We start from the raw sequence: 19,783 nt of genomic DNA, 5'->3' as shown, positions 1-19,783 counted from the left end.
CGTTTAAGTCGCGTCGGCAACGACATCCAGCAACCGGGGATCCGCGCCTGGCCAGGCGCGTCGCAGCCCCCGTTCATCGATGCCGAGCATGCTTCTCAGTTCAGGCAAGGCCACCGGCTCGCTGAACAGGAAGCCCTGTAGCTCGGTACAGCCTTCGATGGCGAGCAAGCGCCGTTGCGCATCGGTCTCCACGCCCTCGCCGACGGCCGCAATCCCGAGATCGGAACAGAGTCGCGTGACGGCGCGCACGATCGTATTGGCCTTGCTGTTCTCGCCCAGCGACCGCACGAAGAGCTGATCGATCTTGATGCGGGAAAACGGCAAGGTCTGCAACAGACTCAGCGCCGAATAACCGGTGCCGAAATCATCCATGACCACGCCGACGCCCAACTCGCGCAACGCGCTCAGGATCGTGACCGCGTTCGACGTATGCGTGATCAACGCGGTTTCGGTCAATTCGATTTCCAGGCGCCTGGGCGGCAACCTGGTACGGGCCAACACGCCCTGGACGAATTCGGCGAAATGACTGTCCTGCAATTGCACCGGTGAAACGTTCACGCACACGCGAATATCGTCAGGCCAATACATCGCATCTTCGCAGGCCCGCTCCAGCACCCAGCTGCCGAGCCGCTGCATCAAGCCGATTTCCTCGGCAACCGGGATGAATTCCGACGGGGTGATCGCACCGGACGGATAGGCATCCCATCTCAAAAGTGCCTCGCACGCGTTCAGTCGACCGCTGACGGCGTCCACCAGGGGCTGGTAGGACAGCGTGAAATGGCCTTCATTAACCGCGTGCTGCAAATGCCGCTCCAACTCGCGGCGGACTGCGAGCGGGTCCTGCATACCCGGCCGATAGACCCGAAAGCAGTTACGCCCATGGCGCTTGGCTTGGTACAACGCGATGTCGGCGAATCGCAGCACGGCGTCGGGGTCGTGGAGCATCAGACCCGCTTTGCTATCCAGTGCGAAGCGCCCGACCTGCGACGTGACGAGGGCCGTACTATCGGCCAAGTCGATCGGCCCATCCGCTTGCGGCTGCAGCGCGTCGCTGATGACGATGCCGATACTCACGCCCACCTGCAATCGATGATCGCCGATGTGAAACGGTGACATCAACGCATCCAGACAGCGCTGTGCCAAATCCGTGGTGTGTGCTTCGTTTTCGTGACAGTCGGCACCGAAGCGCGGCGCCTGAATGATCGCGAACTCATCGCCACCGAGGCGCGTCAGCACGTCGTTGTCGTCGAGCAGCGCCCGCAGGCGCTCCGACACCGCCTTCAGCAAGCAATCGCCGACGTGATGCCCGTAGGAGTCGTTGACCGGCTTGAAATTATCCAGATCCAGATAGAGCAAGGAAAACCGCGGTGCCACCGCACGCACCTCCGCGCCGAGCGCCGACATGGGCGGCGGCGCCAGCGCGTGCATATGGGCGTAGAATCGCGTGCGGTTCGGCAGGCCGGTCAGCGTGTCGTGATGGGCAAGGTAGGAAATATGGTCCTGCGCCGCCCGCTGCGCGGTGACATCCTCGATCGTGCAGAGCCAGCCTCCACTCGACGGCATCGCGCCCGGTGCTGTCGGCATCGTTCTCAGCGCAATCAGCAAATGTCGGCCGCGATAGCGCCATTCCAACGGCACGACGGCTGCGGTTTTAGGGGCGCCGATCCGCGCGACGTCCTCGCGCGACGTGTGCGCGCCATTCCGAGCCAAGGCCAGCAAGCGACGGGACATCAGCCGCAATCGACGCGGGCCACGCGTCGGCGCCGAGCCGACCTGTAGCGCCGCGCCGAAACCGCCCAATCCGTTGCTCGGACCTTGCGCGAGCGGAAATTCAGCGGTGTCGCCCCGGTCCAATTCGCGCAGCACGCGCAAGGCACGCGTGCCCTGTCGGACATCGCCGTCCGGGAGGTTCAGTAGCCCGGGGAATCGCGCATTACACAATACAATGCGGCCGGCCGGATCGATCAGGCAGACCCCTTGCTGAATCTGCGACAAGGCGAGATCAAGATTGCGTCGCGCGAGTTCGACCGACGCGTCGGCATCTCTTTGCTCCGTCCTGTCGCGCGTGACCTTGGCATAGCCGCACAGAAGGCCGTCATCGTCATAAATGGCATCGATGACGACATGTGCCCAGAATCGACTGCCGTCCTTGCGCAGACGCCAGCCCTCGGCTTCGAACTTACCCGTCTCTCTCGCGATATTGAGTCCGCGTTCAGGCAGACGGGTTGCCCGGTCTTCCATGGTGTAAAAACAGGAGAAATGTCGGCCAACGATTTCGTCGGCGAGATAGCCTTTTGTCCGCTGCGCCCCGGCGTTCCAATTGCTGACGATGCCGTCGACATCCAGCATATAGATCGCGCAGTCGGAAACGCTGCGAACCAACAGTCTGAAATGTCGCTCCTGGCGGCGCATCAGGTCGTCCAGCGCTTCGTCTCGCGGGCTGGACGACAGCCGACGATCATTTTGCATCGTCGCCCGGCTCCGGCAGCAAAGCGCGCAGCGCCGCGATTCGGGCAGCGGTCGATCCAGTGGTACCGCTGCCCTGACCGTTTGACGGCACGCGCGACGCCGATATCGGCATCGCCGCATGCGACGCAGGACGCGGGCGCACAGGTGGCAAAGGCGCACGGGCAAGCTGAAGGCTACGCGCCATGCGCTTCGCAGCCTCGATGAAGCGTTGCGCGGCGGCAGGCGGACATTCGCGCGCCGCCGTTTCTTCGAAGAGCGTCAGCCAACGCTGGAAGTGCGTTGCATCGATCGGGAGCGGCGCGTGTCGCTGCATCGGACTGCCCGTATAGGCGCCGGTGGACAGCAAGACCGACGCCCAGAATTGCCCGATCCGTGCCAAGTGCGTCGGCCAGTCGTCGACATGGCGATCGAAGACCGGCCCCAAGATTGCATCTTCGCGCGCGCGGGTGTAAAACGCGTCGACAAGGCAGCCGATCATCGCTTCGTCGATGTCCGGGGAAACATCGGGCGCGTCCGTCGGTGTGAGCACGGCATCGCTTGCAGGCGTGGACTGCGTCCCGTCGATGCCGGCAGCCGGCTGCAAAGCGGGTTGCGAGACGGGCGGCAAAGCGGTGATCGAATCCGCTACGGACGGGGACGCGGTGTGTCGTTTCATCGTTACTCGACCGCCGGCGAGTCACTCGGCAGTCTGGTCGAAGGGCAAGGTATCGTGACACCCAAGTCGAACAAAAACACGCACCCGAGGGATGCCCGACTCGCGCATTGGTGCCATCACGCATCAATATCGCGCCATCTTGCCAGAAAAACGACTGTTATGACATCGTACACAGTCATATTGCAGGCAAAAAAAAACCCGCTCACGAGGAGCGGGCTGAATCCATATCGGTTGAGACATGGAGGAGACGAGTTAAGTATAAACCCGTAAGGGTTCAGACTGCAAACATTGCCTCACTTTTTTCAGATTTCGTGTTGCAAAAGTCTCACGTCTGTCGCGATCAGCCGTGCGGTGGGCCGCCGCGATGGTCGCCGCCATCGCCATGGCCGCCCTGTTGCGGCGGGCGCCCACCTTGACCGCCACCGCCGTGCGGGCCTTCGGGCGGATGTCCGCCACCGCCCGGAGGGGGACCGCGATGCTCTTCCGGACGCGGACCGGGTTGCGGTCCGCCATGCTGTTCGAGTCGCACGCCCTGCGGCGGACCGCCATGGAATTCCTGCGGACGTGGCTGAGGACCGCCATGCCATTCGGGTCCGCGCCCTGGCGGCGGGCCGCCATGCCACTCCGGACCGCGTCCCGGCGGCGGCCCACCGTGCCATTCCGGCCGCGGCGGCGCGATGTGCTCCCACCGATCACGCTGACCATACCAAGGCTGAGCGCGATAGTGATCGCCCCAATACGAGCCGAATGAGAATCCGATAATCGGCAGACCAATCTGCGGCCCATAGGACATCAACGGCACCGGATTACCTTGATAGGCGTAATTGAGCCGACCGCCATAGACCCAGCCGCGCAGGCCCGGCAGAGAGACATCGCACCAGGTGTACCCTTCCACGCATCCCATAACCTGCAGCGGCGTGCCGCCCTGCAGTTGCGCGACGGCCGGATAGTCTTGCGATGGGCCCGCGCGAATGATCGCAGGCGCATTGGTGAAGGCAGGTGCCGATTGCGCGTGCGCGAATGGCGCCGCGAGGGCGAGCGCCGCGATGCCGCCGAATCTGGCCAGCGTGCCCGGTTGCCTCGACTTCACCCGCAAGGCCTGCAATACGCGGAGGACATTGACGGTTTTATTGTGCGACATGATTTCTCCTGCTGTCTCCAGCGCTCTGCTGCCAAGCCCAGTGGCCGGCATTGGAATCCTTTGCGTATTGCCGGATCCCGATGCCTGTCATTAAATCGGAAGGGGCCGTAGGAATCTGTTGTGAATTGTGTCTACACGTTACGCGGGGCGCGCGGGTTCCTCTTGCGCTTGCAATTGGATACATCAACCGGGCGGCGCATTCTCGGCGAGGCCGCTTTCGCGAACACACCCGGGACTTCGTGCGTCTTCGCCTGACAGGGGGCAACTTCGTGACTTGTCGATGCAAGCGGTATGCGCCTCCGTATAGTCAACGCTTCCCTACTATCCGAAGCTAAGACATGCGCCATTTGGAGACATCACGCCACACCCGCACGCTACCTATGCGCCGCTATTTAAGTGCCATGACCCTCGGCTTCGCGGCGCTGCTGTCGATAAGCGCGTGCGGCGGCGGCGACAGTCCCGCGCCGCCGGCAGGCGCGGCGCTCCCGCCATCGATGCATATAGAAAATCAGCCTCCTGTGACATCCGGTCCGACCGCACTTCGCGGACTGCCCAATAGAGATGGGAGCTGCTTCCTCAACGCCGCCTTGCAAGTGGTCGCAAACAGGACCGCATTGAGAGATGACGTCGAACGTCTGCATCCGACGGGACAATTCGCCGAATTCTTCGACGCCTATGACAATCCTGCCATTACCGGTACCGACTTCGATCTTCGCCGGGACGCTGTCGTGCACTATCTGCGCACCGTCGCTAACCAGGCCGCGTACACCCTCGGCAGCGACAACTATATTCCCGCGACTGGCGCCGCGGACAGTGCACAGGCCATGTCGGTGATGTTGGGGCGGAGCACCTTTGCCGCGGACTATCCGCCCCATTCGCCGTATATCGAAATGGACCTCTTCGAAGCCGAGAACGCACAACGTCCTGGTGATTCCGACAACGACGCCATGCTCAGGGCGGCGCAGATGCATTTCGAAGCCGGAAAGCGCGTCTTCGGTCACGCTAACCTGATCGATTATCCGACCATGATGCGCATTGCAGCAAACGCCCATGCGACGGTCACCGGTTTCAGTTACTACGCGAACGGGCATTTCATCGCCTACGTCCGAAAGGACGATCAGTGGTGGATGATCGACGACCATGTCACGCGGAAGGCCACCGAGATTGAAATACGGGCCGTCCCCTATGCACTGGACCTTCATATGTTTACCACCACCGGTAAAGGTAGCGGCATTTCGACGTTTGCCCTCGAGTAAACGCGCGCGGAACAGCCCTCGGTTTCGCGATGGCGGCCGTCGCCGGCTTTATTTTTCGACGATGACGCGCCACGGGTCGCGCGCAATCACTGTCATCGGCAGATGCGCTTGCTGGAATTCCGCATACACGCCCGGCGGCATCAACGCCAACGCGTGCGTATCGTGATTCCAGCTTGCGGTGAACGCCGCGTCGGTAGGCTCCCATTGGGCGGGTGCCTGCGCTACGCCAAAGGCAAGCTCGTCAGGATCGCGCACCATGATCATCGTATGCCCGATATAGAACGGGAAGGTGTGATCCAGCTTATGCACCGAATAGAACGGCGTGTCGGCGGGTAGTCCTGCCAGGACCGACTTCACAGTCGGCGCCAGCAAGGCACCGGAACGGAAGCGGCCAAACACTTCGTGCCCGGTACCGGCCACCGTCACCAGCACGCACCAACCGGCCACAAAAGACAGCACGGACGCTGTCATCGAACGCCGCGATAGACGCCAGGCGGCCAACAGTCCGACAAGCCCGCAGGCCAGCGCCAGCCACGCCCAGTTCGTATAGGCGACATACAGCGCGTTAGGCGTGTCGTCCGATCCCATTCGCCGCAGAAACACGGCTGCCGCCACGATTCCCGCCGACAACAGCACGGCATACCCCGCGAGATGCCAGCGCCAGCCGCGCGGCGACAGGTCCGGCAACACGCGCCCCAGCAACAAGGCGAGCGCCGGCACGACCGGCAATACATAGGACGGCAGTTTCGAATGCGACGCGCTGAAGAAGACAAAGATGAACGCCGCCCAGACCACCAGCATCAATGTCGGCGAAAAACGATTTGCCTCACGCGGCGCGCGTAGCAGACCTCGCAACGACCCAGGCAACAGCGACAGCCACGGCAGCATCCCCACCAGCAATACCGGAACGAAGTAATACAGCGGTCCGGGGCGGTTCTGATCCGGCGTCAAATAGCGATCGAACTGCTGGACGATGAAGAAGAAGTGAAAAAACTCGGGATTGTCTCGCTGCACCAGCGCGAACCACGGCGCGCAGAGGAGCAGGAAAACGAGCAGGCCCGACGGCAGATGAATGCGCAGGAACACGCGCCAATCGCGCGCCACGACCATATAGACGATCAGCACCGTGCCAGGGATCAGGATCCCGATCAAGCCCTTCGACAGCATCGCCATGGCCATGCCGGCCCACGACAGCCACATCCAGCCGCGTCGGCCCGCGCGTGTCATCGTGTCGCGCTGCGCCAGCAGCAATGCGCACAAGGTAACAGTCATCCAGAATGACAGTCCCATATCGAGCGCATTGAAGTGCCCCATCAGATTCCAGTACGGTGCCGCGGCCATGACCAGGGCCGCACTCCAACCGGCCAGCGCCCCGAAAAGACGCGCTCCCGTGAAGCCGACGACGAAGATCCCCACAAAGCCCGTCAGTGCCGTATACAACCGCGCTTGCCACTCGCCCACGCCGAACGCCGCAAACGTCAGCGCATTCGCCCAGGTCTGCAACGGCGGCTTCTCGAAATACTTATAGCCGTTGTACCGGGGCGTGATCCAGTCCCCGGTCACGAACATCTCCCGCGCCATCTCCGCATACCGCCCTTCGTCGGTCGGGATCAGATGCCGCATGCCCAGCGGGATGAACCAGATCAGCGCGAACGCGATCAACAGCAGCAGCACGGTGCCGCGCGATAGCGGCGGACGAAGAGACGGATTGGCTTGCATATCACTTGAATATCGAAACTCGGGCGCAGCGCTCGATCGATGACGATTCGACGCCCACGCACCTGGGACCCCTGCGGCGCATGATACCCCACCCGCACAGGCGCACCGCGCCGCATCTGCCCCGCGACGACGTGCCGGCGTCCGGCCCGACGAGGCCGATAAATGCCATCCTGGAAAATAAGCCAAGGCAGCGATTTTATTCATACGATGATTACATTATCGCCCGCGCCTTCCTTGCAAAATCCATAACACGGCTATGTTTAATGAAACATATCGTGAAAAATTGTGTTCTATTCGCGAACCATTCTGCGCGGAAATAAGAATAAGTCTTATTGGTAAACAACCGATTGTCTCGAATTTGGATACGGAATGGTACTGCGCGAAATCACCATTCGTATATATGATTCATCATACGTAAGTGATTATCAGGTGACATAACATTCGGTAACATCAGGCGACATGTACCTGCATCGACAACAATTCTTGGTGCGACGACAAATATCGCCTGGTCTATTCGGAAAATGTGGCGCCAACCCCGCACCTGTTATAGAAAATAAGCCTGTCGACAATTTACAAATCGGATTTGAATCGTATAATAGATCCATAACAGACAGTTGGGTTCTGAGATCATGGATAAGCGCCAACAAATACTCGATACCGCCACGATACTTTTCGGTCGCCACGGATTTCATGCGGTCGGCGTGGACTGGATCATCGCCAAATCAAACGTGTCGAAAATGACGATGTACCGATATTTCCCGTCCAAGGGAGATTTGGTCGTCGAAGTGCTTCGATTCCAGAAAAAGGTTCTCGCGGACCAGCTCAACGCGGACATCGCAGCTGCGGCGAGCCCGATGGAAGCGCTCGAACGCGTTTTCAACTGGCATACGCGCTGGTTCGGCAGCGAAGCCTTCTCGGGCAGCCTGTTCGCGCATGCCGCGTCCGAGTTCGCCGATAAGGGCACGCAAATTCATACGGTTACCGTCTCTCAGAAGCAAGAGCTGACGGCGACGATCGAGAAGATCATTGCGGAAATCGCCGGTGACGAGCGCGCCAGCGCGCTGGCCCCGATCGTCGTGATGATGCTCGACGGGGCGACGCTCCAAGCGCAACTCACCGGCCGTGTCGGCGCGGCAAGCGATGCCTGGAACGCAGTGAAGTCCCTGCTGCAGGTCGAGGCAATGACGGTTAGCGCTTGATTTTCAACTCGCGCCGCGTTGAATCTGTTTTCGGACAGGGAATACCTGAAAGTACAACAACTCTCTGCCCGGTCCGGAGCGCGCGACAGAGCGACCGTAGTAAGCAAACGTTTGTACAAGACAAAACGGCACAGTTCCCTACCGGGTTTGCGCCGTTTTTGTTTTATGAACGGGTTTATTACGGAATTTTACGACCGCACAGAGCGGTCTAGCGTAGACGCAAGTCGCGGCTCGTCATGCGGCCGGACGCAGCACAAAAAATCTGATGTAAGCGGCGATCAATAGGAGGCGATGTCTCAGCAGAGACATCGTCCTGCCGGATTAGGCGTGGATATTGTCGGTAATATCTGCCTTGAGCATTCCGCGAATGCCGCGGATCGCCTGCCGGATACGCGATTCATTTTCGATCAGCGCGAAACGGACATAGTCATCGCCATAATCGCCAAATCCCACCCCCGGCGACACACAAACCTTGGCCTTTTCGAGTAGCAAGGTGGCGAAGGCAAGCGAACCCATTGCACGGTAGGCGTCTGGAATACGTGCCCAGACATACATCGAGGCCTTCGGTTTCTCCACCGGCCAGCCTGCCTCGCAGAGGCCCTTCACCAACACATCGCGGCGACGCTGATACTGCGCGGCGATATCCTTGACGCACTGTTGGTCACCCTCGAGCGCGGCAATCGCGGCAACCTGCAGCGGCGTGAACGTGCCGTAATCGTGATAGCTCTTGATACGGGCAAGCGCCGCGACAAGTTCCGGGTTACCGACCATGAAACCAATCCGCCAGCCGGCCATGTTATAGCTTTTCGACAGCGTGAAAAACTCGACGGCGATATCCTTGGCGCCAGGCACCTGCATGATCGACGGCGCCTTCCAGCCATCGAAAACGATGTCCGCGTAAGCCAGATCATGCACGACAAAGATGTCGTGCTTACGGGCCAGGGCAATCACGCGCTCGAAGAAATCCAGTTCCACGCACTGCGCAGTCGGGTTCGACGGGAAGCCCAAAATCATCATCTTCGGCTTGGGATAGCTGCCGCGAATCGCTTTTTCCAGTTCCTCGAAAAAGTCGATCCCGGGCGCCATCGGCACGGAACGGATATCCGCGCCGGCGATGACCGCACCGTAGATGTGAATCGGATAGCTGGGATCCGGGACCAGGACCGTATCGCCCCGATCCAGCGTCGCCAGCATCAAATGCGCCAGCCCTTCCTTCGAACCGATCGTCACGATCGCTTCACTGTCGGAATCGATCTCCACGTCATATCGATCGTGATACCAATGCGCGATCGCTCGGCGCAGTCGCGGTATCCCTTTCGACGACGAATAGCCATGCGTATCCGGGCGCCGTGCCACTTCCGCCAATTTCTCGACGATATGGGGAGGCGTGGGTCCGTCCGGATTGCCCATGCTGAGGTCGATGATATCTTCCCCGCGCCGACGCGCCGCGAGTTTCAACTCCGCCGTAATGTTGAACACATACGGAGGGAGACGATCGATACGCGCGAAGCGTCGCTTGCCGACATTCGACATTTTTTGGTCCTTTACGTAAGCGCCCGGAACCGTCCGAGCGACGTGCTGGCCCGCCGTGGCGTTCTCACGCGTTCACACCGCGGACCGCCAACGTAAATAGTACCGAACACTGGCGGTGCAATGCAAGAAATTCTTCATCGACGATTAAGCGATCATGAGATTCAGCCTAAACAATCGCTTCTAAGTGCTTGCCTGTTCGCCATTTTGATCGGCACACGGCCCTAGTCGGCACGGTACAACGTCGAATCGGTAAAATGTTCCATATCTAGGACCTTTCCGACGACGATCAATGCGGTACGTTGCAGCGATGTCGATGCGGCACGATCGACGATATCCGCCAACGTGCCGCGGACGATATGTTGGTCGGGCCAACTGGCGCGGTACACGATCGCCACCGGGCAGTCCGAACCATAGTGCGGCGTGAGGATCGGGACGATCTCGGCAAGATGTCGGACGCCCAGATGGATTGCCAGCGTGGCCCGATGTTGTGCAAGCTCGGCGAGCGACTCTCCCTCCGGCATCGCCGTCTTTCGCGCATAACGCGTCAAGATCACCGTTTGCGAGATCCCGGGTAGCGTCAATTCGGCGCCAAGCGCGGCGGCACTTGCCGCGGTAGCCGTCACACCGGGAATGATTTCCCAGGTGACGCCGAGCGCGTCAAGGCGCCGGATCTGCTCCCCGATCGCGCCATAGAGCGATGGATCGCCCGAATGCACACGCGCCACATCCTCGCCGCGAGCATCGGCCGCCGTCAGGATCGCCACGATCTCGTCGAGCGTCAGCGACGCGCTGTCAATGACGGTGTGGGCAGTGTGGCCGTCCAGCACCGCTTCCGGCACCAGGGATCCGGCGTAAAGAATGACCGGGCAGGCGCGTATCAGACGCTGTCCCTTCACCGTCACCAGCTCGGGGTCGCCGGGGCCGGCGCCAATGAAATAGATTGTCATGCGGTGTCGATTACGTTGAACGGGGTGGGAGCGCGTGCAATACGGCCTCGGCCGAATCGAAAACACGCACGGGCCGACGATACTGGTCTGCGAAGTGGTCGGCCGCCTGCGTGCCGATCTCGGACGTATCGCGTGGTGAAGCAGACGATGCGGCGTTTTCACCCGGCGACGGCCCGCCGCTATCGGAGACGTTTTCCCATGGCGCCGGCGGACGGCGGCGCATGATGATCGGCAGCCCAAGCTCACGGGCCGCTTGCAGCTTGGCATCGGTCGCGCTACCGCCACTGTTCTTGCTGACGATCACGTCGATGCCGAGCGACGCGATCAACGCGCGTTCGGATGTCAGCGTGAACGGACCGCGCGCGGGCAGCACCGTGATGCGTGGCGGCAACGCCGCGCTCCCCACCAACTTGCCATAATCGGTGTCGACCGAAAAGTCGTCGAGGACGGCCGCGCGATCGCTCGCTTGCTTGGGCGTCTGTGCATCGCCGCGCCCCTCAGCGTGCCGCGCCGCCGTCCCGGGCAGACAGCGCACGAACCAATGCTGTCCGTACGAGGCGGCATCGGTATGCGCCAAGGGCTCGCGTCCCAAGGTCCATAGCGGCCGACGAAAAGCACTGACCGCCTCGCGCGTCTGCGGCCAGTCGTCGACATCGATCCAGCGATCCGCCGACGTCGCGGTCCATGCCGGTCTTTCCAAGCGCCAATAGGGTAAGCGACAGTGCGTGGCGGCAGCCAATGCATTCGCGCTGATCCGGGCCGCATACGGATGGGTGGCATCGATCAGCAGGCCATATGCCCCGGACAGCAGTGTCTGCGTCAAGCCGTCCACGCCACCGAAACCGCCCTCGCGGACACTGCAAGACAGGTCCAGCGGCCGACCGCCCAAGCCGGCAATGCTGTAGCAATCGTCGCGCCCCAGTTGTCGGGCAATCGCCAGCGCGTCCCCCGTCCCGCCTAGCAACAAGATCCGCAGTGCCGTATCGCGCGAGAAGACGATACGGGGCGACGTTGCGTGGGATGGATCAAGGGGTCGCATGCGCCGCCTCGCTTGCCTGACCGACTACCTGCCCGCGGCGATCGATCGCCACGACATCGAGCGCGAGACGGCCATCGCCGATGACGTCGCGGACATGGGCGAGTGCCTTGATGCAGACGATATCGCCGAGTGCCACGCCGGCTTCCTGCGCAAGAGCCAACGCCTCCAGGCTGGTATTCGCCTGCAAGATGGCCTGCCCGAGACGTCCGCGACGCTCCGCCGCATCGACGACGCCAGACAGTGTGTCATCGGCCCACGACGCGTCATCGACACACCATTGCGCAAGCCGGCCCAGATCGACCGACGATTGTTTGCTATGCAGGTCCAGATGCCCGGCCGCGAGCTTGCTGAACTTACCGAATCCCCCAACCAGGCTCAGACGATGCAAGGGCTGGGCGGGAATCGATTGCATTCCGGCCTTATCCGGAAACGGCAGTGTCACTGCGGCCGCATGACCGGTACGCCGCACATGCTTCAGCACGGCGCCGGCAAAATCGCCCATTTCCACCAACGCCATGTCGGGCAAACCGTAACGTGCGCGCGCGAGCGCCTCGCTGGTATTGCCGGTGCAGGCGGCCAGATGGACTTGACCGTTTGCCCGCGCGACATCGATGCCTTGATGGATCGACGCGATATACGCGGAACAGGAAAACGGGCGCACGATACCCGTCGTGCCGAGTATCGACAGACCGCCGACGATTCCCAGGCGAGGATTCATCGTCTTCAAGGCCAGTTCCGCCCCGCCCTCCACGCCCACGGATACGACAAAACCGCCGCAATAGCCGTGTTCCTTCGCGATGCTTTGCAGATGGCTGCGGATCATCGTTCGCGGTACCGGATTGATCGCCGGCTCGCCGATCGGCAAGGCCAGACCCGCGCGCGTGACGGTACCCACTCCCGGGCCGGCTTCGAACGACACCCCCGGCTCCGTGCGCAGACGAAGCGCGACAAACACCACGGCGCCGTGCGTCACATCGGGATCGTCGCCCGCGTCCTTGACGACGCCGGCCTGCGCCTGCCGGGGTCCGTCGGGCGTGTCGGACAGAAGGCGGCAATACGCGATCGGCATCGTCACATGCTGCCCTTTCGGCAGCACGATCTCGATGCTGTCCGGGGCATCATGGGCATTGCCACCGCTCAACAGCAACCGTGCCGCGGCGCTCGTCGCCGCCGTCGCGCAACTCCCCGTGGTCAGGCCGGTGCGCAAGGCCTGCGCGCCGGCGGCGCTGCCATCCCGGGTCGGAATCTCCTCCAACTCCTTACGCATCGGCACGGTCCTTCGGCACGTTCGCGGACGATCGCGCCGGGGTGTCGGTGGCAGCGCGGCCTTTCGTGACCACCCACATCGTTAATGGCAGGGCACCACGCCACACGTCGAAGCCGCCCAGCGGTGCCGCGTGCGACACCGCTAATTTCACCAACGTCCCCCCGTGGCGGCCGTGCCAGTCCATCAGCAAGGCTTCGCTTTGCAGCGTCACCGCATTTGCAACGAGCCGTCCTCCGGGACGCAAGGCATCCCAGCATCGGGGCAGCACATCCGGCACGGTCAGTCCGCCACCGATGAAAATCGCGTCAGGCGCGGGCAGATTCGCCAAGGCCTCAGGCGCCGCGCCACGGATCAGCGCCAAGGTGGGCACGCCGAAGCGATCGCGATTCTCGACGATCAAACCTTGCCGCGTCGCGTTCGCCTCGATCGCGATGGCGTGGCAGCGTCGGTGCGCGCGCATCCATTCGATACCAATCGAGCCGCTGCCCGCCCCGACGTCCCATAGCACCTCACCCGGACGCGGGGCCAGATGCGCCAACGTCACCGCGCGCTGTTCGCGCTTGGTCAACTGGCCATCATGCGCGAATAACGCGTCGGGCAAGCCTGGCGTCACGCCCCACTCCTGCGGCGCATCGACGCACGTCCCCTCGATACGGCTGTGTTCCGCACGCACACAGTGCACGCCAATGACGTTCAGGGGATCGACGTGGGCGCTATCGTCGTCCTGCCACGCATCGGCGCGAACCGAGAACTGGTGCTCGCGCGGACCGCCCAGGCAGGAGCAGATCGTCATCATGCTCGCGCCGAAGCCCCGCGAGGTCAACAGCCTGGCCACGGCAGCCGGCGTCGTGGCATCGGCGCTCAGCACGATCACCCGTTCGTCGGCGTACAACACCGCATGCAAGGCACTGAGCGGACGCCCGACCAAGGACAAGGTCGTCACGCCGTCGAGCGGCCAGCCAAGACGCGCGGCAGCCAGGGCGATCGACGAGACCGCAGGCCATATCGTGTAGCTCGCCGGTTCGAAAGCACGCGAAATCGCAGCGCCCACGCCGAACCACATCGGATCGCCGGACGCGAGGGCGACCACGCGCTGCCCTTGCAGCGCATGCAAGGGCGCTAGCGAGAACGGGCTCGGCCAGAGTCGACCGCGGGCGCGCAGACGCGCCGGCAGCAGCGCGAGGTGCCGCGCGCCGCCGACGATATGCTCGGCCGCCCACAGGGCTTGACGCGGCGCCCGGTCGAGTCCGGCATAGCCGCTCTCGCCGATGCCCACCACCGTCAACCACGCCGTTGGCGCGGACCTATCCATTGCTAGCTTGTCGTCACACGTGTTCATCGCTGCCATTGTAATGCGCATCAGCGCTGTCGCGGCCGTCCTATGTCGTTCGACCAGCCGATCGGCGCGGGGGGCGCGGGCAACGGCGCCGGCGGGCGACGCCGCGCCCCCCACGCCCCTGCCCGCGTCCCCCGCTCTCACCGCCCGTCGAACCGCTTCGCGGGGGCGGTGCGGAATGCGGAAGGCGGCCAGTCCGCTGCGTATAATAGGGGCCGCTGCCGTCCCGTCCGCCCCGTTAAGTCTGGTATCTGGGCGCCAAGGCCCCGTATTTCTGATGTGATGCCGCTTGTCTTGTGTCCTACCCTAAACCCGCAAGTCGCCCTTGCTCCCCCCTCCGCCGCGCCGCCGTTGCCGCCGCGGGCGGACGCATGCCCGGGAATGATGCGGATTGCGCCGGCGCTGGATGGCGGTATCTGCCGTATTCGCTTACCGGGGGGCATGCTGAGCGCCGCGCAGGCCCGCAGCATTGCGCACGCCAGCCGGACGTTCGGTAACGGCATCATCGAATTGACGAATCGCGCCAATCTGCAGTTGCGGGGCATCGGCGGCCCCGGTGTCGCCGGTCCTGGCCTCACCGATGCGCCCGCGGATTTGATCGCCTTACTGATGGCCGCCGGACTCGGGCCATCTTCGTCGATGCGCTCGCCGCAGGAATCCCACGCAGCGGCCAGCGGCACGCCTGCGCCGCATCACGCCGCGCAACACGCAGACATCGACGCGGTTCGAAACATCCTGATCAGTCCGAGCGCCGGTATCGATCCGTCGATGCGGGTGGATACGCGCCCCTTGCTCACGGAAGCGTTAGCGCGACTGACGCGGCGCATGACGCATGGCATGCTGACGCAGCGTACGCCGTTATCCGCTAAATTCGCGATCCAGATCGACGGCGGCGAAGCGCTGACGGTGCTGGGACATCACCACGACATCTGGTTCAGTGCCGTGGATACGCGCGACGACGCTATTCCCGGCGCAGGCGAAGCCCACGACGTCGAGGCGGACGCGGTGTGGTGCGCCTTTGGACTCGCATCGTCGATTCCATCCGAGAACACGCGCGAAACCGACGGATTGCCACGTTCGCCGTCCGAGGCGCATGCCGATGTCGCGATCGGTTTGCTCCGCGCGCGCGATGTGCCGCTCGCGATCGATGCGCTCGTCACGCATTTCCTCGCGTGCCGCGCCGCCGGCACGGCGCGCGACGGCGAAGGTCGCACGGCGGCCCGATTACGTGACGTGCTGGCAGCGTCCGATCTCACCGCGCGATACGCCTTTGCCGAGACGGCCCTTTCCGTCGTCGGGCTGACACCCTGGCGTCCCGACTGGCTGACGCAGTGGCGTCGCCCGCGGCCAAACGCGGAATCGGCGCGCCATATCGGACAGATTGCGCAAGCGCGTGCAATACCGGGCACCGGCTGCATGGCGACACAAACCGATCGCGTCGCCTTGGGGCTACACAGCGCACTCGGGCGCGTAAGCCCGACGCAACTCGATTCGCTTGCCGCGCTGTGCCAACGCTTCGGCGATGGTACCGTTCGCGTGACCCCTTGGCACGGCGTCATCGTCCCGAACCTGATGGTGGAGGATGCGGGATCGACGCAGCAGGCAGCGGACGCGGCACGCGACGCCGGTTGGATCGTCGATGCCGACGCACCGATCACGCGCCTGCATGCTTGTGCCGGCAGCACGGGATGCGCGAAATCCCACGCCGACACCAAGGCGGACGCGCTGAAGATGGCCGCGCGGCTCGCGGCACTGCCAGTGGACCGACGGGCGAGCATCGCGGTGCATCTCAGCGGATGCGAGCGGCGCTGCGCGTCTGCCGTCACGCGTGAATTTACCTTGATCGCCCAGCATCCTGGCCACTACGACCTGTATGGTTGGAACACCCAGCGCCACGAAAATGCCTTACTGTGCGGCGGCGTCGATATCGACACTGCCGCCGACCGTATTTTGAAAGAGACTGCCTGACCATGATCGATTACCAGCGCAACGGCGACGAAATCTATCGTCAATCGTTCGCGACGATACGCGCCGAAGCCGACCTCGACGCGATTCCTGCAGACCTGCAAAAACTGGCCGTCCGTGTCATCCACGCCTGCGGGATGGTCGACGCCGCAGCGGATCTGCGCTTCTCCCCGGGTGCCGGCGCCGCCGGGCGGCAGGCACTCGCCCAAGGCGCGCCGATCCTTTGCGACGCCCAGATGGTGGCGCATGGCGTCACGCGCACGCGCCTGCCGGCCAACAACGCGGTCATCTGCACCTTGCAGGACCCGCGCGTCGCGACGCTCGCGCAGGAAATGGGCAATACCCGGTCCGCGGCGGCGCTGGAACTGTGGCGCGACCATCTGGCTGGAAGCGTCGTCGCCATCGGCAATGCGCCAACCGCGCTGTTCCATTTGCTGGACATGATCGACGCCGGCGCGCCGCGGCCGGCACTGATACTGGGGTTTCCGGTCGGTTTCATCGGTGCGGCGGAATCGAAGGCGATGCTGGCAGCCGATAGCCGCGGCATTCCTTTCGTCGCCCTGCAAGGACGGCGCGGCGGCAGCGCAATGGCTGCCGCCGCCGTCAATGCCCTTGCAACGGAGCGTGAGTGAATGACGACCGACGTTTCAAACACGTCCCCGCGACGTGGCACGCTAATCGGCTTGGGCGTGGGGCCTGGCGATCCGGAACTGATCACCGTCAAGGCATTGCGTCTGCTGCGTGCCGCGCCGGTCGTGGCGTATTTCGTGGCGAAGGGCAAGACCGGTAACGCCTTCGGCATCATCGCTTCGCACCTGGACGCCGAGCAGACACGTCTGCCGCTGGTCTACCCGGTCACGACCGAAGCCTTGCCGCCGCCGTTGCGCTATGAGGACGTCATCGCCGCTTTCTACGACGAATCCGCCATGCTGCTCCGCGCCCATCTGGACGCGGGCCGCGATGTCGCGGTGATTTGCGAAGGCGACCCGTTTTTTTACGGCTCCTATATGTATCTGCATGATCGACTCTGCGCCGACTATGCCACCGAGGTCGTGCCCGGCGTGTGCTCGATGCTCGGTGGCGCAGCCATGCTGGGCGTCCCGCTCGTCTATCGCAATCAGACGCTTACAGTGCTGTCCGGCGTGCTGCCGGCTGACGAGCTCGAGACGCGACTGGAAAGCGCCGATGCGGCCGTGATCATGAAACTGGGCCGCAACTTCGACAAGGTGCGCGGCGTTTTGCGCAAACTGGGACTCGACAAACGCGCGCGCTATATCGAACGCGCGACCATGGCGCAGCAACGTATTGTGCCGATCGACGACGTCGATCCGATGGCATCCCCGTATTTTTCCTTGCTGATCGTGCCGGGGGTGAAATGGCAGGCGTGACGCAACTACCCGACGCGCCCGCGGATACCGCACCGGCAATCGTCGTCATGGGACCGAGTGCGCTAGCCAGCGCCCGCCGGATCCAGCAGGCGCTGCCGGGCGCCGTCTTGCATCTGCTGCGCAAGCGCTTCACGTCGACGCACGCCCCCGACATCGACGGCGCGGCAGTGTATATCGATGCACTCGGCCCGCATTTGCGCCGCTGCTACACCGAAGGCACGCCATTGATCGCGCTCTGTGCGGCCGGCATCGTTATTCGTTGTCTGGCGCCGGTCATCGGCGCCAGCGCTAAGACCGACGAACCGGCGGTGTTGGCGGTAGCGGAAGACGGCAGCGCGGTCGTCCCCTTGCTGGGCGGATTGCGCGGCGCGAACGATCTCGCGCGCCGGGTCGCCGACGTGTTCGCCTGCGAGCCGGCGATCACGACCAGCGGCGAACTGCGATTCGGTCGCTGCTTGCTGAGTCCGCCGGACGGCTATGCTCTGGCCGATATCGATGCAGGCAAACGCTTCGTTTCGGATCTGCTTGCTGGCGCACCGGTACAGGTCGACGGGGCGGCGCCCTGGCTCGATGACCTCGGCTTACCCAAGACCGGCGAGATCGCCGAGGCAACGGCACCGTTCGATCCGGCGTCGCCGCCGCGTCGAACGATCCGCATCGGCATCGAACGCACGGCCCCCGACGACACGCTGCTGATTCATCCTCGCAGCGTGATCGTCAATGTGCGGCGCGTCGACGATACGCTCGCGGAACGCATCGACACGCTGCTCCGCGAAGCCGATATCGCACGCGCGGCGTTGGCGGTCCTGTGCTGTTCCTTGTCCTTGATGGGCGACGACCGAATCGACGAAGCCGCCGACGAGCTGGGCGTACCGGTCCGCTATATAGAGACGGCACCGATGCCGCACACGGACGAAGGTGGCGGCCTGAGCCTCGACGTACAGGCATCGCCGGTCACCGTTGCCGAGATCGGCATCGCGCGCGGCACGCTCTCGGTGATCGGCCTGGGACCGGGGGACAAATCGATGCTGGCGCCTGCGGCGGCGGAAGCGCTGCGGCAGGCCAGCGATATTCTCGGCTATACCACCTATGTCGAGATGGCCGGTCCGTTCGCCGCGTGGCAGCGGGTGCACGGCACCGATAATCGCGAGGAAATGGCACGCGCGCGGCACGCCTTGCGACTCGCAGCCGCGGGCCATCGCGTGGCGATCGTCTCGTCCGGCGATCCTGGCGTTTTCGCGATGGCCGCCGCGGTCATGGAAGCGCTCGATATCGACGACGCGGGCCGCCGCCCCGCTTCCGCGGATCGCCGCGCGGACCCGCCGCTCTCGCAAGCGGAGCTGTCACGTGTGCGCGTCCAGATCATTCCCGGCATTACCGCGGCGTTTGCCACCGCGGCCGCGGCAGGCGCGCCCCTCGGGCACGATTGCTGTCTGATATCGCTGTCCGACAACCTCAAGCCGTGGGACATCATCGAAACCCGGCTGCAACTCGCCGCGCAGGCCGATATGGCGATCGCGTTCTACAATCCGATCTCCCGCGCACGGCCCTGGCAACTCGACCGGGCGCTCGATGTCCTGCGGACGATACGCCGTCCCGAGACGCCGGTGGTGTTGGGACGGGATATCGGGCGACCTGGCGGACGAATCCGGCATCACACTCTGGGCAGCGTCCAAGCCAGCGATGTCGATATGCGCACGATGGTCATCATCGGCGCCTCGACCACCCGACGCATCACGCTGGGCAGCGCGCCCGGTACATCGAACGATCCTGCGGACATGCAGACGCAAACGCAGGCCGACGGCGCGTGCCGGCAAATGGTCTATACGCCACGCTGGTATCCTGCCGCTGGACAGGACCAATAGGAGA

General features: G+C 63.4%; 15 protein-coding genes. 6 read left to right on the top strand and 9 right to left on the bottom strand.

What is annotated here, in order from left to right; genetic code table 11:
- Window positions 1-3: 3 nt before the first annotated feature.
- The 3 genes from ABEG21_RS23745 to ABEG21_RS23735 form a co-directional block, all read right to left on the bottom strand.
- Window positions 4-2,469 (bottom strand): EAL domain-containing protein, encoded by a 2,466-nt coding sequence (locus tag ABEG21_RS23745; protein WP_347559019.1) that lies wholly within the window; start codon window positions 2,467-2,469, stop codon window positions 4-6.
- Window positions 2,459-3,124 (bottom strand): group III truncated hemoglobin, encoded by a 666-nt coding sequence (locus ABEG21_RS23740; protein ID WP_347559018.1) that lies wholly within the window; start codon window positions 3,122-3,124, stop codon window positions 2,459-2,461. The genes ABEG21_RS23745 and ABEG21_RS23740 overlap by 11 nt, the downstream gene beginning before the upstream one ends.
- Window positions 3,125-3,464: 340 nt before the next feature.
- Window positions 3,465-4,265 carry an SH3 domain-containing protein gene (locus ABEG21_RS23735; RefSeq protein WP_347559017.1) on the bottom strand — a complete coding sequence of 267 codons (801 nt, stop codon included), beginning with the start codon at window positions 4,263-4,265 and terminating at the stop codon, window positions 3,465-3,467.
- Between the two features lie 614 nt (window positions 4,266-4,879).
- Here ABEG21_RS23735 and ABEG21_RS23730 point away from each other — a divergent pair.
- Window positions 4,880-5,521: a hypothetical protein gene (locus tag ABEG21_RS23730; protein ID WP_347559016.1), complete on the top strand. Its 642-nt coding sequence runs from the start codon at window positions 4,880-4,882 to the stop codon at window positions 5,519-5,521.
- A gap of 48 nt (window positions 5,522-5,569) precedes the next feature.
- On the opposite strand, the gene ABEG21_RS23725 is transcribed toward ABEG21_RS23730, so the two are convergent.
- On the bottom strand, window positions 5,570-7,240 hold the full coding sequence (locus ABEG21_RS23725; protein WP_347559015.1) for a glycosyltransferase family 39 protein: 1,671 nt from the start codon (window positions 7,238-7,240) through the stop codon (window positions 5,570-5,572).
- A gap of 629 nt (window positions 7,241-7,869) precedes the next feature.
- Here ABEG21_RS23725 and ABEG21_RS23720 point away from each other — a divergent pair.
- Window positions 7,870-8,439: a TetR/AcrR family transcriptional regulator gene (locus ABEG21_RS23720; RefSeq protein ID WP_347559014.1), complete on the top strand. Its 570-nt coding sequence runs from the start codon at window positions 7,870-7,872 to the stop codon at window positions 8,437-8,439.
- 321 nt (window positions 8,440-8,760) lie between these two features.
- Here the strand turns inward: ABEG21_RS23720 and alaC are convergent, their stop codons facing one another.
- From alaC to cbiE, 5 genes are all read right to left on the bottom strand, one after another.
- Window positions 8,761-9,972 carry an alanine transaminase gene (gene alaC, locus ABEG21_RS23715; RefSeq protein WP_347559013.1) on the bottom strand — a complete coding sequence of 404 codons (1,212 nt, stop codon included), beginning with the start codon at window positions 9,970-9,972 and terminating at the stop codon, window positions 8,761-8,763.
- 221 nt (window positions 9,973-10,193) lie between these two features.
- A complete protein-coding gene (gene cobM, locus ABEG21_RS23710) occupies window positions 10,194-10,919 on the bottom strand; it encodes a precorrin-4 C(11)-methyltransferase (protein WP_347559012.1) in 726 nt (241 codons plus the stop codon).
- Window positions 10,920-10,929: 10 nt separating this feature from the next.
- The gene (locus ABEG21_RS23705) at window positions 10,930-11,958 is read right to left on the bottom strand and encodes a precorrin-6A/cobalt-precorrin-6A reductase (protein ID WP_347559011.1); all 1,029 of its coding nucleotides are present in this window, start codon (window positions 11,956-11,958) and stop codon (window positions 10,930-10,932) included.
- Window positions 11,945-13,225, bottom strand: a complete 1,281-nt coding sequence (locus tag ABEG21_RS23700) for a cobalt-precorrin-5B (C(1))-methyltransferase (protein ID WP_347559010.1) — start codon at window positions 13,223-13,225, stop codon at window positions 11,945-11,947. Before ABEG21_RS23700 ends, ABEG21_RS23705 begins: the two co-directional genes overlap by 14 nt.
- Complete coding sequence (cbiE, locus tag ABEG21_RS23695; protein WP_347559009.1) at window positions 13,218-14,537, bottom strand: precorrin-6y C5,15-methyltransferase (decarboxylating) subunit CbiE; 1,320 nt, start codon at window positions 14,535-14,537, stop codon at window positions 13,218-13,220. Before cbiE ends, ABEG21_RS23700 begins: the two co-directional genes overlap by 8 nt.
- 405 nt (window positions 14,538-14,942) lie before the next feature.
- On the opposite strand from cbiE, the gene ABEG21_RS23690 reads away from it, so the two are divergent.
- Genes ABEG21_RS23690 through ABEG21_RS23675 form a run of 4 tightly spaced genes read left to right on the top strand, consistent with a single transcriptional unit; the run spans window position 14,943 to window position 19,779 of the window.
- Window positions 14,943-16,529 (top strand): hypothetical protein, encoded by a 1,587-nt coding sequence (locus tag ABEG21_RS23690; RefSeq protein ID WP_347559008.1) that lies wholly within the window; start codon window positions 14,943-14,945, stop codon window positions 16,527-16,529.
- A 2-nt stretch (window positions 16,530-16,531) separates the two neighbouring features.
- Window positions 16,532-17,158 (top strand): precorrin-8X methylmutase, encoded by a 627-nt coding sequence (locus tag ABEG21_RS23685; protein WP_347559007.1) that lies wholly within the window; start codon window positions 16,532-16,534, stop codon window positions 17,156-17,158.
- Window positions 17,159-17,914 carry a precorrin-2 C(20)-methyltransferase gene (locus ABEG21_RS23680; RefSeq protein ID WP_347559006.1) on the top strand — a complete coding sequence of 252 codons (756 nt, stop codon included), beginning with the start codon at window positions 17,159-17,161 and terminating at the stop codon, window positions 17,912-17,914. It begins immediately after the preceding gene.
- 47 nt (window positions 17,915-17,961) lie between these two features.
- A complete protein-coding gene (locus ABEG21_RS23675) occupies window positions 17,962-19,779 on the top strand; it encodes a bifunctional cobalt-precorrin 5A hydrolase/precorrin-3B C(17)-methyltransferase (RefSeq protein WP_347559078.1) in 1,818 nt (605 codons plus the stop codon).
- Window positions 19,780-19,783 lie beyond the last annotated feature (4 nt).

It is taken from the genome of Robbsia sp. KACC 23696 (assembly GCF_039852015.1).
Taxonomy (GTDB): domain Bacteria; phylum Pseudomonadota; class Gammaproteobacteria; order Burkholderiales; family Burkholderiaceae; genus Robbsia.
Note: the sequence above shows the minus strand (reverse complement) of the source record. Positions and strands in the feature narration are given on the sequence as shown.